Raw genomic sequence first — 15994 nt, 5'->3', positions numbered from 1 at the left:
CCCTACGCCTGAACACCCGCCCACGCCAGACCCTCGGATGGAAGACTCCAGCCCAGACCCTCAACGAAGGGCTACTTGCAACAACCGGTTGAGCCCAACCTCCCTTCGCGTGGAACGGTCCACGAGAAGGGAGAATCTCGCGTCCCCCCAACGCCAAGGGCACTCACGATTCTTCATTCGAGCGTTCGAGGCCGAAGGCTTCTGCGTTCACGACGGGATCCCGTCGTCAACGCAGCATCCTTCGACCTCAGCGCACGAACGCAGATTCTTGCGTCCCGCGCGAGCCACAGCCCGAGACCCCAGACCAGCGCGGTCGCCTGCCGCCCGGTCGAGGCCCTTTCGGAGACCAGACACCGCGAAGGTCGAGGCAGCGCAGCAGCACGACGAGACCTCCTGCGGCAGCGCCGCAGCAGGTCGGGACCCCCGCAGGCAGCGCATCAGCAGGTCGAGACCCCCTGCGGCAGCACCCACCCCCCACCCCGGCGTGGTCTCGGTGTCGTGCAGGGCTCCGTCGGTCGGCCGTTGGAGATGGTGCACGTCGACGTGCTGCGCACGCCGGCCGACCTCGACACCGCCCGGCGTCTGCACCGGCTCGAGCAGGGGCTCGAGGAGGCGGTGCGGCTGCACCGGCCGCACGTCGTGGCCGTCGAGCGGGTGTTCAGCCAGAACAACGTCAGCACCGTCATGGGCACCGCGCAGGCGAGCGCGGTCGCGATGCTCGTGGCCGCGCGGCACGGGGTCGACGTCAAGCTGCACACGCCCAGCGAGGTTAAGGCGGCCGTCACGGGCAGCGGGCGCGCCGACAAGGCACAGGTGGCGGCCATGGTGGTGCGGCTGCTGCGTCTCGCGGAGGCGCCCAAGCCGGTCGACGCCACCGACGCGCTCGCCCTGGCCATCTGCCAGATCTGGCGTGGCGGCGCGCAGAACCGTCTGCAGCAGGCCCACGCCGCTGCCCAGCGCAAGGAGTCCCTCCGATGATCGCCCACGTCCGCGGCCAGGTGGCCGCCCTCTCGCTCGACTCCGCCGTCATCGACGTGGCCGGCCTCGGCCACCTCGTGCACTGCACGCCCGGCACCATCGCCCGGCTGCGGCTGGGGGAGCAGGCCCAGCTCGCCACCACGCTGGTCGTCCGCGAGGACTCCCTGACCCTCTACGGGTTCGCCGACGCCGACGAGCGCGACATGTTCCTGCTGGTGCAGACCGCCAGCGGCATCGGGCCCAAGGTCGCCCTCGCGATGCTCGCCGTCCTCGCCCCCGACCGGCTGCGTCGCGCCATCGCCGAGTCCGACCACGCGGTGCTCACGTCCGTGCCCGGCATCGGCCGCAAGGGCGCCGAGCGGATCGTGGTCGAGCTGAAGGACCGCGTCGGCCCGGCACCCGTCGCGACGTCCGGCGGCACGGGTGGAGGCGAGCCGTGGCGGGCCCAGGTGCTCGAGGCGCTGCAGAGCCTCGGCTGGTCCTCGCGCGACGCCGAGCGCGCCATCGACGCCGTGGCCGACTCCGCGGGCGACGAGCCCGACGTCGGGCAGCTGCTGCGCCTCGCCCTGCGATCCCTGTCGAAGGCGTGAGCGGCGTGCACGACGAGTACCGCGACTCCTTCGCCGACCTCGACGCCGTCCTCGCCGAGGCCACGCCCGACGACCGCGCCTTCGACGCCGCCCTGCGCCCGCGCACGCTCGAGGAGCTGGTCGGCCAGGAGCGGGTCCGCGAGCAGCTCTCCCTCGTGCTCGAGGCCGCGCAGCAGCGAGGCCGCACACCCGATCACGTCCTGCTCTCCGGTCCTCCCGGCCTGGGCAAGACCACGATCGCGATGATCATCGCCCACCAGCTCGGTGCGCATCTGCGCCTCACCAGCGGTCCCGCCATCCAGCACGCGGGCGACCTCGCCGCGATCCTGTCCGGTGTCGACGAGGGCGACGTCCTCTTCATCGACGAGATCCACCGCATGTCGCGGCCCGCGGAGGAGCTGCTGTACATGGCGATGGAGGACTTCCGGGTCGACGTCGTCGTCGGCAAGGGCCCGGGCGCGACGGCGATCCCGCTCGAGATCCCGCCGTTCACCGTCGTCGGCGCCACCACCCGCGCCGGGCTCCTGCCCGGGCCGCTGCGCGACCGGTTCGGGTTCACCGCCCAGCTCGACTACTACGAGGCCGCCGAGCTGCAACGCATCGTCGAACGGTCCGCCCGGCTGCTCGACCTCACCATCTCCGACGACGGCGCCCGCGAGATCGCCTCCCGCTCCCGCGGGACCCCGCGCATCGCCAACCGGCTGCTGCGTCGCGTCCGTGACTACGCCCAGGTGCGCGGAGACGGCACCGTCGGCCACCCCGAGGCGCGCAAGGCCCTCGCCCTGTACGAGGTCGACGACCTGGGGCTCGACCGGCTCGACCGTGCCGTGCTGCAGGCGCTCTGCGGCAGCTTCGGCGGGGGACCGGTCGGCATCAGCACGCTCGCCGTCGCCGTCGGTGAGGAGCGCGAGACCGTCGAGGAGCTCGCCGAGCCGTTCCTCGTCCGGCTGGGCTTCCTCGCGCGGACGCCGCGCGGTCGGATCGCGACCCCAGCCGCCTGGCGTCACCTCGGGCTCGCCGCACCGGCCGACCCGGCACAGCTCCCGCTCGACGACGCCTAGCCGCGGCGCGCCCGCGGCGGGGCAGGCGTCCGTCCCGACACGCCCTCGTGGAAGCATGGGAAGGGCCACGGTGCTTGGTTGCGTGTCTAAACTTCCTCCTGGCCCTGAGCCAGGTCCGCCCTGCGGACGACACCCCACCCTGACGGAGCATCTCCCGTGACCGACCTCTACAGCCTCCTGCCCATCGTCCTGCTGCTCGTGATCTTCTACCTGCTGGTCATGCGACCGGCGCGGGCGCGGCAGAAGGACTACCAGAACACCCAGGCCGCCCTCGAGCCCGGTCGTCGTGTCATGCTCGCCAGCGGCATCTACGGCGAGCTCGTCTCCCTCGGTGACGTCGAGGCGGAGCTGCGGATCGCCCCGGACACCGTGATCACCGTCAACCGCCAGGCCGTCGCGAAGGTCGCCGACCCGAGCCCGACCCCCGAACCCGAGAGCCCGAACGACTGATGGCCAGACCTGCGCCCCGACCCGGGACCCCGCGTCCTCGTCGCACCCTCCTGCTGTTCCTCGCGCTGGTCGTGGCGCTCTACGGCCTGCTCGTCGGCGTCGACCTGAAGCACGACGACGGCGCCGTCTGGAAGCCGCGCCTCGGCCTCGACCTCCAGGGCGGCACCCGCATCACCCTGCAGGCCGAGGCCTCGTCGGGCGACGTGACGCCGGAGAAGCTGCGCGAGGCGCGCGACATCATCGACCAGCGCGTCAACGCCACGGGCGTGTCGGAGGCCGAGGTCACGACCCAGGGCGGCAACCAGGTCATCATCGAGATCCCCGGCGAGCGCCGCGGCAACATCGTCGACCAGGTCGGCAAGACGGCCCAGCTGCGCTTCCGGCTCGTCTGGGCACAGGCCCAGGGCGCCACGGGACAGCCGCTCGACGACGCGGCGCGCGCGAAGGCCGAGAAGGCGGTGTCGGCGGTCGACTGGACCAAGCTGTCGCTCGACCAGATGATCGCCGCCGAGACCGACTCGCCGGCCACCCTCCCGAAGCAGTACTCCGACGGCGTCGCCGCGCTGCAGCAGCTGGCCGCCGGGTTCCAGTGCTCGCCGGACGGCAACCAGGTCGAGGACGTCCCCAGTCGGCCGCTCGTCACCTGCGACCCGACCAACGGCCAGGTCTTCGTCCTGAGCCCCTCGGTCATCGAGGGTTCGCAGGTCAAGAAGGCCGAGCAGGTCTACGACAGCCAGCGGTCGCAGTGGGTCGTCTCCATCGCGATGCGCGACTCCGGCTCCAAGGTGTTCGACGCCGTCACCACCGCGCTGACGCCGCAGCAGAAGAGCTTCGCGATCGTCCTCGACGGCGAGGTGCTCAGCGCGCCGACGTCGCAGGCGGTCATCCGCAACGGGCAGTCCCAGATCCAGGGCAGCTTCACGTCGACGTCGTCCAAGGCGCTCGCCAACCAGCTCACCTACGGTGCGCTGCCCCTGACCTTCAAGGTCAACGGCGTCTCCGTGGAGGGTCCGTCGCTCGCGGGCAGCCAGCTGCAGGCCGGTCTGCTCGCCGGCGGCGTGGGCCTCGTGCTCGTCATGGGCTACCTGCTGCTCTACTACCGGGGCCTCGGCCTCGTGGCCATCGGCTCGCTGCTCATGGCCGCCGCCGTCAGCTACGCCATGGTCCTGCTGCTCGGGCAGTCGCTCGGCTTCACGCTGACGCTGCCCGGGATCGCCGGCCTGATCGTCGCGATCGGCATCACCGCAGACTCCTTCATCGTGCTCTTCGAACGCATCCGTGACGAGGTGCGTGACGGCAAGTCGCTGCGTCTGGCGGTCGAGTCGGGGTGGGACCGTGCCCGGCGCACGATCCTGGCGGCCGACGGCGTCTCGCTGCTGGCGGCGGTGATCCTGTTCATCTTCGCGATCGGCGTGGTGCGCGGGTTCGCCTTCGCGCTCGGCCTGACGACGATCATCGACGTCATCGTGGTGTTCCTGTTCACGAAGCCGCTGATGTCGCTGCTCGCCAGCACGACGTTCTTCGGCAAGGGGCACAAGCTCTCCGGCTTCGACGCCGCACACCTCGGCATCGGTGAGCGTGCCGTCGACCAGTCCGGCCCCGCCCGGACCCGCACGGGAGGACGCGCCTGATGGGACGTCTCAGCAGCTTCGGCCAGCACCTCTACACCGGCCGCGTCTCGGTCGACTTCGTCGGCCGCCGCCGGCTCTGGTACACGATCTCCGTCGTGATCCTGCTGGCGTCCACGCTCGGCTTCGTCGTGCAGGGCTTCAACCTGGGCATCGAGTTCAAGGGTGGTGTCGAGCTCACCGCCAAGGTGCAGCAGGCCGACACCGCGACCGCCGACCGGCTCACGCGCGCCATCGACGAGGCCGGCGTGCCGGAGGCGGGTGACCCCATCGTCACCACGTCGGGCCAGGACACGATCCGCATCGACGTCCGCGCCCTGACGCAGGACCAGACGGCCACGCTCGAGAAGGCGCTCACCGACGCCGGCGCCACCGAGGTCAGCCAGAACCTGATCGGCCCGTCGTGGGGCAAGCAGGTGGCCAGCAAGGCGCTCACCGGCCTGCTCGTGTTCCTCGTGGTGGTCGTCGTCTTCATCGCGGCCTACTTCCGCGACTGGCGGATGTCGCTCGCGGCCGTCGTCGCACTCGCGCACGACGTGCTCATCACCGCGGGCGTGTACGCGTGGTCGGGCTTCGAGGTGACGCCCGCGACCGTCACGGGCTTCCTGACCATCCTCGGCTACTCGCTCTACGACACCGTCGTCGTCTACGACAAGGTGCGCGAGAACACCCACGGGGTGCTGGCCTCGAACCGTCGCACGTACGCCGAGCAGGCGAACCTGGCGGTCAACCAGACCCTCGTACGGTCCATCAACACCTCGGTCACGGCCCTGCTGCCGGTGCTCGCGCTGCTCGTCGTCGGCGTGGGCGTCCTCGGGTCGGGTCCGCTCAAGGACCTCGCGCTGGCCCTCTTCATCGGGATGGCGGCCGGCACCTACTCCTCGATCTGCATCGCGACGCCGCTCGCGGTCCAGCTGCGCGAGCGCGACCCCGCCGTCAAGGCGCACACGAAGCGGGTGCTCGCGCGGCGGGCCAAGGACGCCCAGGTCGCGGCCGAGCACGCAGCTGCCGACGACGCCGATCCGGTGGCGGCGGGGGAGCAGGGCGCCGCCGTCCGCGGTCCCGGCGAGCGTCGCCAGCCGTCCCGTCCGCCGCGTTCGGCGCGCAAGGGCGGCACCGGGTCGGGCGGACGGTGACGGCGTGGGGCCGTGGGCCCGCCGAGGATCGGCATGACATGCTTGCGGGCATGAAGAAGCTTGCCCTCGCCGGCGCCCTGCTCGCCGCCACCACCACCCTGACCGCCTGCGGATCCGGCAGCAGCGCTTACTGCTCCGACCTGAAGTCCGCCACGAAGCAGTTCGACTCGCTCGAGAGCAACGACCTCGGCAAGATCGACGAGGCGTTCAAGACGTTCCACGAGCTCGCCGACGAGGCCCCCTCCGACATCAAGAGCGACTGGAAGGTGCTCGACGACGGCATCACCTCCGTCGAGAAGGCGCTCGATGACGCCGGGCTCAAGATGTCCGACCTCGCGAAGGTCCAGTCGGGCAACCTGCCCGAGGGCGTCGACATGACGAAGCTGCAGGGTCTGGCCTCGGAGTTCCAGAAGCTCGGCGACGAGAAGTTCACCAAGGCGTCCGACGCGATCGAGAAGCACGCCAAGGACGAGTGCGACGTCGACCTGAAGACGTCCTGACCTCCGTGGACGCCGCTACGGCGATCGACGCCTGCGTCCGGCCGGTCGAGGACTGGCCGGTGCAGGGCGTCACCTTCCGTGACGTCACGCCGCTGCTCGCCGACCCGGACGCGTTCGGCGCGGTGACGGCCGCGCTGGCCGACGCCGTCCGTGAGCTGCGCCCCGACGCCGTCGTCGGTGTCGAGGCGCGTGGCTTCATCTTCGGTGCGCCCCTGGCCCTCGAGCTCGGCGTCGGTTTCGTGCCCGTGCGCAAGGAGGGCAAGCTGCCTGCCGACACGCACCGCGCCACGTACGCACTCGAGTACGGCGAGGCGACCGTGGAGATCCACACCGACGCGCTGGCGCCCGGCGCCCGCGTCGTCGTGGTCGACGACGTCCTGGCCACCGGCGGCACCCTGCGTGCGGCCGCCGAGCTCGTGCAGACCTGCGGCGCCGAGGTCGTGGGCAATGCGGTGGTCCTGGAGATCGGGCCGCTCGGAGGCCGCGACAGGCTCTCTGACGTCCCGCTCGTGAGCCTGCGCCGCTACTGAGGACCGGAGACCGTGAACCCTCGACACACCCGCACCATCGCCCTCGTGCTCGTCGCCATCCTGGTGCTGACGGCGGCCGCCACCCTGCTGGACGTGCTCCTCTGACACGCCGCTCCGGTGGTGGCCGCCCCTGGCCTACGATGGAAGGCACGACAGGAGCAGTGAGTGGCTGATCGCATCGAGACACCGCAGGCCGGAGCCCCCGAGGGGGCGCCGGCGACCGAGCCTGCCCGCGTCGACCCCGCTCCGGCGGGCGCCCGGGTGCGCAGCCGGCTGGCGCGCATCGGTGGTCGCTCGACGCCGCAGAACCCGGTGCTCGACCCGCTGCTCGCCGTGTACCGCGAGAACCATCCGAAGGCCGACGTCGACGTCATCCGCAAGGCGTACGAGATCGCCGAGCGCATGCACGAGGGCCAGAAGCGCAAGAGCGGCGACCCCTACATCACCCACCCGCTCGCGGTCGCGACGATCCTGGCCGAGCTGGGCATGACCGGTCCGACGCTGTGCGCAGCGCTCCTGCACGACACGGTCGAGGACACGCCGTACACGCTCGACGCGGTGAGCACCGACTTCGGCGAGGAGGTGGCGCTGCTCGTCGACGGCGTCACCAAGCTCGACAAGGTCAAGTACGGCGACTCGGCGCAGTCGGAGACGATCCGCAAGATGGTCGTCGCGATGAGCCGCGACATCCGCGTGCTCGTCATCAAGCTCGCCGACCGCCTGCACAACATGCGCACGCTGCGCTACCTGCGCCAGGACAAGCAGGAGCGCATCGCCCGCGAGACGGTCGAGATCTTCGCGCCGCTCGCGCACCGGCTCGGCATGAACACGATCAAGTGGGAGCTCGAGGACCTCGCCTTCTCCACGCTGCACCCGAAGGTCTACGACGAGATCGTCCGCCTCGTGGCCGATCGTGCGCCGTCGCGCGGCCAGTTCCTGGAGCGGGTCATCGGCGAGGTCGAGTCCGACCTGCGGCACGCGAAGATCAAGGCGACGGTCAGCGGCCGGCCCAAGCACTACTACTCGATCTACCAGAAGATGCTGGTGCGCGAGCGCGAGTTCACCGACATCTTCGACCTCGTCGGCGTGCGGATCCTGGTCGACTCCGTTGCCGACTGCTACGGCGTGCTGGGTGTGCTCCACGCGCGGTGGAACCCGATCCCCGGTCGGTTCAAGGACTACATCTCGGTCCCGAAGTTCAACATGTACCAGTCGCTGCACACGACCGTGATCGGCCCGCAGGGCAAGCCGGTCGAGCTGCAGATCCGCACGCACGCCATGCACCGTCGCGCCGAGTACGGTGTCGCGGCGCACTGGAAGTACAAGGAGAACGGCAGCGCGCGTCCGGCCACCGGCAAGAACGCCTCGCCGGGCAGCGACGACATGGCCTGGCTGCGCGAGCTGGTCCAGTGGCAGTCCGAGACCGAGGACTCCGTCGACTTCCTCGACAACCTGCGCTTCGAGATGAACAGCGCGGGCGTGTACGCCTACACCCCGCGCGGCGACGTCATCCAGCTGCCCGCCCAGGCCACCCCGGTCGACTTCGCCTACGCCGTGCACACCGAGGTGGGCCACGCGTGCATCGGCGCCCGCGTGAACGGACGGCTCGTCTCGCTGGAGTCGGAGCTGAAGACGGGCGACGTCGTCGAGGTCTTCACGTCCAAGTCGCCTGACGCCGGGCCCAGCCGCGACTGGCTGGAGTTCGTCAAGAGCCCGCGCGCGCGCAACAAGATCCGTCAGTGGTTCACCAAGGAGCGGCGCGAGGAGGCGATCGAGCACGGCCGCGACCTCATCGCGAAGCAGATGCGCAAGGAGAACCTGCCGCTGCACCGCATCTTCAAGCACGACACGCTCGACGCGATCGCCAAGGACCTCAACCTTCCCGACGTCTCGGCGCTGTACGCCGCCGTGGGGGAGAACAACGTCGGTGCGCAGAACGTCGTCGAGCGGGTCATCGCCCTGTCCGGCGGCCGCAGGCGGGTTTGCTCGTCGTGGGCGTCTCCGGCGACCTCATGGTCAAGCTCGCCCGCTGCTGCACGCCGGTGCCGGGCGACGACATCGAGGGGTTCGTCACCCGAGGCTCGGGCGTCTCGGTGCACCGCAAGGACTGCGTGAACCTGCAGTCGCTGCGCTCGCAGCCCGAGCGTCTGGTCCCCGTGCAGTGGGCCCCCACGGCGCACAGCACCTTCCTCGTCGCCATCCAGGTCGAGGCGCTCGACCGGCCGCGCCTGCTCAGCGACATCACCCGGATCATCTCCGACCAGCACGTCAACATCCTGTCGGCGGCGCTGACCACCGGGCGCGACCGAGTCGCGAAGAGCAAGTTCAGCTTCGAGATGGGCGACCCGAAGCACCTCGACCACGTGCTCGCGGCCGTGCGGCACATCGAGGGCGTCTTCGACGTCTACCGCGTCACCCAGTGACGCTGCCCTGACGACGGGGTCCTGGCCGCCAGCCCAGGACCCCACCGTCAGGACACCCGTCGTCTCGTCAGGTCGGGATCACCTTGAACAGGAAGCGCCGGCGCACCATCAGCCAGATCAGCCCGAGCTCGACGGTGTGCACGACGGCGCCCTGCCACGGGCTGGTGCGGTCGAGGCCGGGGATGTTGGCGACGGCCACGACGAAGAAGACGTGCACGATGAACACGTAGAGGCTGGCCGCGCCGATCGGCACGTAGAACCAGCCGAACACGCGGTTCAGCGGCTTCCACGCGGCCGTGAGCAGCGCGTAGGCGACGACCAGCACGAGCAGCAGGTCGATGAGCCGCCCCGGCTGCAGGTAGATGCGCTGGTAGAGGTTCTCGTACAGCCAGTCGTAGCGCACGATCCCGAGGAACGGCGCGCCCTGCGTCGCCCACAACGTCGTGAGCACCACCGCGTACCCCACGACGAGAGTCGTGACGACCGCGACGCCGCGCCGGCTCGTCAGCGCCCGGGTGATCGGGCGGCGGTAGTAGCCGATCACGAGTCCGTGCAGGAAGGGCAGCTGCCAGCTGAGCAGCGGGAACACGGCGTCGAACTGCGAGGGCAGGACGGACGCCTTGGTGACGGCCTCGATCCCGTAGAGGGTCCAGGAGATGACCAGGACGAGCCACCACAGTCGTCGACGCAGCAGCCACATGAGGGCCGGCACCAGGGCCGAGAGCACGACGAACAGCCCCATGATGTTGAAGACCCAGGGGCCCATCTCCAGGAGCAGCAGCCCTCGCACGGCGTACCAGGGAGGCGGGTAGGCGAGCAGCTGCGGGAAGTTCGCGTAGAGGTCGTACACCTGGCCCGCCGCGGCCCCGCCGCCCGTGCCCGTGCCGCGGTCGGTGAACGTGGTGACGACCGTGGCGCTGATGCCCGGCACCAGTCCGATGAGGTAGACGAGCACGACGACGCCCAGGGCCGTCAGGTACTGCTTGCGCACACGGGCCCAGGCTGCCGCCGACGCGGCCCGCTCGCCGACGCGCTCGACGGCCCGCGGGTAGACCATCCCGAGCACGAGTCCGGACAGCAGCACGAACATCTCGGCCCCGGTGATGGCCCCGATCGCGTTGCGGCTGAGGAACGAGTACGGGCCGGCCAGCTCGGTGTGGACGACGACCACCGTCACCATCACCCAGCCGCGCAGGAAGTCGACCCGGCCGTCGCGCAGCCCGCCGTCGTCGGGGTAGCGCCACGACGGTGCGACACGACGCACCAGGCCCGAGCCGACGAAGAGCAGGGCGGCGAGCACGACGCAGCCGACGATCCAGGCCATGGGGTCGCCGTCGGCCGGGTCGGCCTGCCGGTACTCGGCCGTCGACTCGTTCGCGACGTCCTGGTCGACCACCCGGGTGACGGCGCCGGTCGTCGCCCCGGTGCGCAGTACCGCCTCGAACGGTCGGGCGAGCTCGGGTCGCGACGTCACCCGCCAGTCGGTCTCGCGACCGTCGGCCTCGTCCTCGCGCCGACGTTGCTCGAGCCAGGTGACGAGGTCGAGGCGGGGGTAGGCGGACCGGACGGCGGGGGAGAAGACCTGGTCCCACCAGGCCGACTTCAGGGCGAGCTCGTCGACGTCGCCGCGGTCGTACCAGGCCGCTGCGGTCTCCAGCGACATCGAGCGTCCGTCGCGGGCGAAGCGGTCGTAGAACGGACGACGTCGGGTGTCGTCGTCGTAGCCGTAGCGCTCCTGCAGACGGGCGACGAGCTCGTCGGGGGCGGGGACGGAGTCGGTGCCGAACGGCTGGGCCCGGCCGAACCGGAACATGACCAGCCCGACCCGGTCGACGACGTCGGCGCCGGGCCAGTACGGACCGTACGGGTCGTCGGCCTCGGTGACCCGACCGTCGTCGTCGGTGTCGAGCTGCCCCACGGGCCGCGGCGCGGAGCCGGGGATGGAGCCATAGGCCCGACCGAAGGGGTAGCCGGCGCCGTACACCGGGACCCAGGCCATCTCGACGGCGTCGGTCCGCGACGCGATCCCTCGGGCAGCCTCGCGGAACGCTGCCTTGTACGCCTCGGGCTGCTGCCCCCACGCGGTCCACGTGCCGTTCATCTCCGGCGCGAACCGGACGACGAAGTCGGTGTCGAGCTGCTCGTGGAGGGTCTGCAGCTGCTCGCCGACCGCGCGAGCGTCAGCCGCGGTCAGCTGGTCCAGCGGGACCCGCGGCTCGAGGGTGAGCTGCGCGATCGCCCCGTGCGCGGCGGTCTGCTGCACGAACTGGCGCAGGAACAGGCGGTCGTCACGGTCGAGCGGATAACGCACCTTCTGGGCGTAGACCGACGGCGAGACGCCGAGCCGGTCGGCGTAGTCGTCGGCAGAGTCACGGGTCCAGTCGAGCATGGGCCCCACGTAGGGACCGTCCGTCGGCGTCGGCACCACGTCGGCGGCCTGGGCGGGTGCTCCGCCCAGGAGGGGGAGGAGCCCGACGAGCGCCGTGAGGAGCAGACGCCGCAGGATCACCCGCTCCTCCGGCAGGTCACCGTCCACCGGTTGATGTCGCCCTCGCGCTCGTAGGCCAGGGCGTCGACGGCGGCGATCGTCAGGGCGAGCCCGCGACCGTCCTCGGCGTCCGGCGGGGGCATCGTCACGTCGCTCAGGTCGAGCCCCACCGGACGGCCGTCGTCGGCGAACCGCGCCTCGACCAGCCCGGGGGACACGTCGAGCCGGATGGTCACCTGGCGCAGGGGAGGGCCGGGGTGGTGGCGGACGCTGTGCTCCACGATGTTGGCGAAGATCTCGACGAGCGCCATCTCGAACCGCACCCGGTCGGTCGTCGACACCGACGGGACGCTCTCCCAGAGCTGGGCGATCTCGTCCTGCAGCGTGTCGACCTGCTCGGGGACGGCCTCCAGCACCAGGTCGACGCTGTGCATGTCGGCCATCAGAACGCCTCCGCGACCGAGGCACGCGGTCGGAGCACGCGGTCGAGGTTGGTGAGCGACAGGACGGTCGTCACCTGCTCGGTCGGTCGGGCGAGCCGCAGGTCGCCGCCGGCCTGGCGGCACCGCTTGAGACCGGCGATGAGCGCACCCAGGCCGGAGGAGTCGAGGAACGTCGTCTCGCCCAGGTCGACGACGACCTTGGACGTCCCCCCGTCGACGAGGCCGGTGATGGCCTCGGTCAGCTGGCGGGTGACGACCATCGTGAGCCGGCCGACCGGGGTGACGACCCCGATCCCGCGCTCGGTGTGGGCGACGTGGATGTCGGTCATGCGGGGGTCCTCTCCTCGACCGATGCGCTGCCGCGGTACCGCGCGGCCCGGATGATGATGCTCAGGATGACGAGGTCGAACACGACCCACACCACGTTCAGTGCCGTACCCAGCGGCTGGGCCTGACCCACGGCGAGGCGGATGCCGCCGATGACGAGAGCCGCGACGAGCAGGCCCATGGCGATCAGCTGCGGCCTGATGAGGTCCCAGCGGGGACGTCCCTCGGTGGGCGTGACGACCTTCGGCGTCACGGCGAAGTCGAGCGCGCGGCCGCGGAACACGTTGCCGAAGGCCGACGTGAACGCCTTGATCCAGACCGGGAACAGCGCGAGCGAGTACTGCTGGCCGCGCCAGGTCTTCACCCCGCGCCCCACCACGAAGAACAAGAGCTGGTTCACGACCAGGAACGGCACGAGGCGGATGAAGAAGTCGCTGCTCAGGGCCTGCACGGGCAGCACGCCGAGGATCAGGTAGACCACCGGTGCGCCGATGTAGACGATGGCGGCGAAGCCGGACAGGTAGCTCCACATCGTCGCGAAGTACATGAGGCGCTGCGGCCACGACAGCCCCCGCTGCACGAGCGGGTTCTCGCGGAACATCACCTGGACCGTGCCCTGGGCCCAGCGCAGTCGCTGCGTGAGCATCGAGGCCATGTCCTCCGGCGCGAGACCGTGGGCGAGGACCTCGTGGTGGTAGGCCGTGCGCCACCCCATGCCGTGCAGGCGCATCGCGGTGGCCATGTCCTCGGTGACCGAGATGGTCGCCAGCGGCATGACGGGCTGCGCCTCGTCGAGTCGCGACACGTCGACCGCGTCGACGAGTCGTCGCACGCTGCTGAGCGCCCCGGCCGCCGACCAGTCACGCTCCAGCGTCGCGGCGAGCACCTCGACGTCGACCGCGTCCAGGCCGTCCGTCGACAGCCCGTCCTCGAGGGCGGCGATGGCGGCGACGTCGTCGGCGAGCAGCCGCGCGTCGGAGCGGGCCACCTCGCGCTCGGCGTCGCGCAGACGCAGGCCGAACCGGAACGTCACGTCGGCGACGGCCTCGCCGCGGTCGAGCGCGCCCAGCGCGCGTCGGGCGTCGTAGTCGATGCTGTCGAGCAGGGTGCGCAGGGAGGCGTCGGACTCCTCGATGCCCGACCGCGCGCGGCCGACGATCTTTCGCGCCGTGCGCAGGGCGGTGCGGACGCTGCGCTCGAGCTCGTCGGCGTAGCGCGAGACGCCGAGCTGCATGAGCGCCTCGCGGCGGATGACCGCGTTCGAGCCGCAGAAGAACGCGGCGTTCCAGCCGTCCTTGCCCTGCTGGATGGGCCCGTAGAAGAGCGGCGCCTGGCTGCCGAGCACGTCGGCGTCGTCGACGTTGACGAAGTACTGCGGCGTCTGGACGAGCGCCATGCGCGGGTCGTCGAAGTAGCCGAGGACACGGTCGAGGATGTCGGGGGTTGGTACCTGGTCGGCGTCGAGGATGAGGATGAACTCACCCTCCGTGGCCATGAGCGCGTTGTTGATGTTGCCGGCCTTGGCGTGCCGGGGACGGTCGACCCAGTCGGCCGTGCGGTGCAGGCAGCCGATGCCGTGCTGCTCCGCCCAGGCGGCGAGCTCCGGGCGGTTGCCGTCGTCCAGGATCCACGTCTGGTGCGGGTGACGGATCTCGGCGGCCGCCAGGGCGGTGCGCTGCACGAGGTCGAGCGGCTCGTTGTAGGTGGTGATGAAGACGTCGACGGTGGCGTCGGGCGGTGCGTCCGGCGGGGCGGGACGTCGCTTCGAGCGCCACATGGTCATGCCGAACAGCAGCGAGTCGATGACGCTGTACGTCTCGGCGATCACCAACGGCACGGCGATCCACCAGGCCGGCCAGTTGACGGAGAAGAACCAGCGCCAGAGGACGTAGTTGACCCCGAGGACGGCCGTGAGGACGACCAGGAGCCGGACCTGCCAGAGCGGTGAGCTCACTCCGCCGCGTCCTTGCGCACCGCCAGCACCGTCACGTCGTCGCGCACGGGCACGGCGAGGGCGAGCCGCTCGACCTCGCGCACGAGCCGGTGGGGCGAACCCGTGGCGGCCACCAGGCGGCTCACGGCGGCCGAGGGCACCTCGATGTCGGGGACGACGTCGAGCAGACCGTCGCTGAAGCACACGAACGTGTCGCCCGCGGCGAGCTCGACGCGCTGCTCGTGCCAGTCGGACGTCGCGTCGACGCCGAGCGGCAGGTCGTCGGAGCCGAGGGTCGTGGTGCTCCCGTCGTGGTGGACGACCACGGAGAGCCCGTGTCCGGCGTCGACGAACGACAGGACGCCGGTGTGCGGGTCGGCCCAGCCGAGGAAGACGGTGACGAACGCCTCGGCGGCCTCCAGGTCGTCCTGGACGACGTCGCGAGCGCGCTCGAGCACACCGCCCAGGTGGCCGCGCGTGGCCGGGTCGGTCTCGGCGAAGCGGCGCATCTCCGCCCGGATGACGGTCCGAACCGCCGACATGAGGATGGCGGCGGCGGTGCCCTTGCCCATGACGTCGGCGACGAGCACGTAGTGCCCGCCCTCGAGCTCGCGGTGGTCGAAGGCGTCGCCCGCGACGAGCCCGGTGGCGACGCAGGTGGCGGCGAACGTGTAGCCCGGCACGGGAGGGACGCCGCGGGGGAGCAGGGCCTGCTGCACCGACGTGGCGTGCTCGCGGTCGGAGCTGAGGTGCACCTCGTCCTGCACGCAGGTCGCGAGCTGCTCGAGCATCGTGAGGTCGTGGTCGCCGAACTCGCGGGGGCTCGTGTCGTACAGGCAGAGCGTCCCGATCGTCGTGCCGTGCTGGTCGCGGATCGGGTGACCGGCGTAGAAGCGGACCCCGAAGGCGGTGACGGTGGGCAGTGAGGCGAACGTCGGGTCCTCCACGGCGTCGGTGACGACGAGGGGCGCGTCGTGCTCGCGCGTGGTCTCGCAGAACGTGTCGCTCGTCCTGACCTCGGTGACCCCGTCGATGCCGGCGGTCGACTTCAGGAAGGACCGCTCGTGGTCGAAGAGGTTGATGCTCGACATCGGCACGCCCCAGATGGTGCGAGCCAGCTGCGTGAACCGGTCGAACCGCTCCTCGCGCGGGGTGTCGAGCAGTCCGGTCGCCTCGACCGCGCGGTCGGGGTCGGTCGTCGTGGCGGGCGTCTCGCGGCGCGCGGTCAACGTCCGCGCCCCGCCCTCCCCGGGGGCTTCGTCCATACGATTTATCTAACCGGACGATCGAGGACTGTGCCACCGAATCGGCCGCATGGCGGTGGGGTGGAACGTGGGGGCCGGCTTCTCGTCCGTCCCCCACACTGCATCAAAGATTCGTCCTTCGTGCACTCGAGGCCGAACGCTTCTGCATCCACGACGGGATCCCGCAGCAAACGCAGAAGCCTTGGCCTTCAACCCACCAACGCAGATTGTGAGTCCCGCGCGAGCCACAGCCCGAGACCCGA

Annotated in this window: 12 protein-coding genes and 2 pseudogenes; 9 read left to right on the top strand and 5 right to left on the bottom strand. The window is 71.0% G+C overall.

Features of this window, described 5'->3' with window-relative positions:
• Positions 1 to 480 precede the first annotated feature (480 nt).
• The 9 genes and pseudogenes from A6Q81_RS12725 to A6Q81_RS12685 all read left to right on the top strand — a co-directional run.
• Positions 481 to 978: pseudogene (locus A6Q81_RS12725) on the top strand (crossover junction endodeoxyribonuclease RuvC); the annotation flags it as partial.
• Positions 975 to 1568: a Holliday junction branch migration protein RuvA gene (ruvA, locus tag A6Q81_RS12720; RefSeq protein ID WP_253023000.1), complete on the top strand. Its 594-nt coding sequence runs from the start codon at positions 975 to 977 to the stop codon at positions 1566 to 1568. The pseudogene A6Q81_RS12725 and the gene ruvA, both read left to right, overlap by 4 nt.
• Positions 1569 to 1573: 5 nt before the next feature.
• Positions 1574 to 2629 (top strand): Holliday junction branch migration DNA helicase RuvB, encoded by a 1056-nt coding sequence (gene ruvB / locus A6Q81_RS12715; protein WP_286690682.1) that lies wholly within the window; start codon positions 1574 to 1576, stop codon positions 2627 to 2629.
• A gap of 156 nt (positions 2630 to 2785) precedes the next feature.
• On the top strand, positions 2786 to 3079 hold the full coding sequence (yajC, locus tag A6Q81_RS12710) for a preprotein translocase subunit YajC (RefSeq protein ID WP_067857924.1): 294 nt from the start codon (positions 2786 to 2788) through the stop codon (positions 3077 to 3079).
• Positions 3079 to 4710, top strand: coding sequence for a protein translocase subunit SecD (gene secD / locus A6Q81_RS12705; protein WP_286690681.1), 1632 nt, complete (start codon positions 3079 to 3081; stop codon positions 4708 to 4710). Before yajC ends, secD begins: the two co-directional genes overlap by 1 nt.
• Complete coding sequence (gene secF / locus A6Q81_RS12700; RefSeq protein ID WP_286690680.1) at positions 4710 to 5843, top strand: protein translocase subunit SecF; 1134 nt, start codon at positions 4710 to 4712, stop codon at positions 5841 to 5843. The genes secD and secF overlap by 1 nt, the downstream gene beginning before the upstream one ends.
• A 50-nt stretch (positions 5844 to 5893) precedes the next feature.
• Positions 5894 to 6343 carry a hypothetical protein gene (locus A6Q81_RS12695; RefSeq protein WP_286690679.1) on the top strand — a complete coding sequence of 150 codons (450 nt, stop codon included), beginning with the start codon at positions 5894 to 5896 and terminating at the stop codon, positions 6341 to 6343.
• A 5-nt stretch (positions 6344 to 6348) separates the two neighbouring features.
• Positions 6349 to 6873 (top strand): adenine phosphoribosyltransferase, encoded by a 525-nt coding sequence (locus A6Q81_RS12690; RefSeq protein WP_286690678.1) that lies wholly within the window; start codon positions 6349 to 6351, stop codon positions 6871 to 6873.
• Between the two features lie 165 nt (positions 6874 to 7038).
• A pseudogene (locus A6Q81_RS12685) lies at positions 7039 to 9296 on the top strand (RelA/SpoT family protein).
• Between the two features lie 67 nt (positions 9297 to 9363).
• Here A6Q81_RS12685 and opgC read toward each other — a convergent pair.
• From opgC to A6Q81_RS12660, 5 genes are read right to left on the bottom strand one after another with little or no spacing between them, the layout of a single operon-like run.
• On the bottom strand, positions 9364 to 11832 hold the full coding sequence (gene opgC, locus A6Q81_RS12680) for an OpgC domain-containing protein (RefSeq protein WP_286690677.1): 2469 nt from the start codon (positions 11830 to 11832) through the stop codon (positions 9364 to 9366).
• A complete protein-coding gene (locus A6Q81_RS12675; protein ID WP_067857908.1) occupies positions 11802 to 12227 on the bottom strand; it encodes an ATP-binding protein in 426 nt (141 codons plus the stop codon). Before A6Q81_RS12675 ends, opgC begins: the two co-directional genes overlap by 31 nt.
• Positions 12227 to 12556, bottom strand: a complete 330-nt coding sequence (locus A6Q81_RS12670; protein ID WP_067857905.1) for an STAS domain-containing protein — start codon at positions 12554 to 12556, stop codon at positions 12227 to 12229. The genes A6Q81_RS12675 and A6Q81_RS12670 overlap by 1 nt, the downstream gene beginning before the upstream one ends.
• Complete coding sequence (locus tag A6Q81_RS12665) at positions 12553 to 14508, bottom strand: glycosyltransferase (protein WP_067857902.1); 1956 nt, start codon at positions 14506 to 14508, stop codon at positions 12553 to 12555. The genes A6Q81_RS12670 and A6Q81_RS12665 overlap by 4 nt, the downstream gene beginning before the upstream one ends.
• Positions 14505 to 15752, bottom strand: coding sequence for a PP2C family protein-serine/threonine phosphatase (locus tag A6Q81_RS12660; RefSeq protein ID WP_286690676.1), 1248 nt, complete (start codon positions 15750 to 15752; stop codon positions 14505 to 14507). Before A6Q81_RS12660 ends, A6Q81_RS12665 begins: the two co-directional genes overlap by 4 nt.
• Positions 15753 to 15994: the final 242 nt, after the last annotated feature.

Source organism: Aeromicrobium sp. REDSEA-S38_B2, from assembly GCF_001628525.1.
Classification (GTDB): Bacteria; Actinomycetota; Actinomycetes; order Propionibacteriales; family Nocardioidaceae; genus Aeromicrobium; species Aeromicrobium erythreum.
This window is presented reverse-complemented; position numbering and strand designations above follow the sequence as displayed.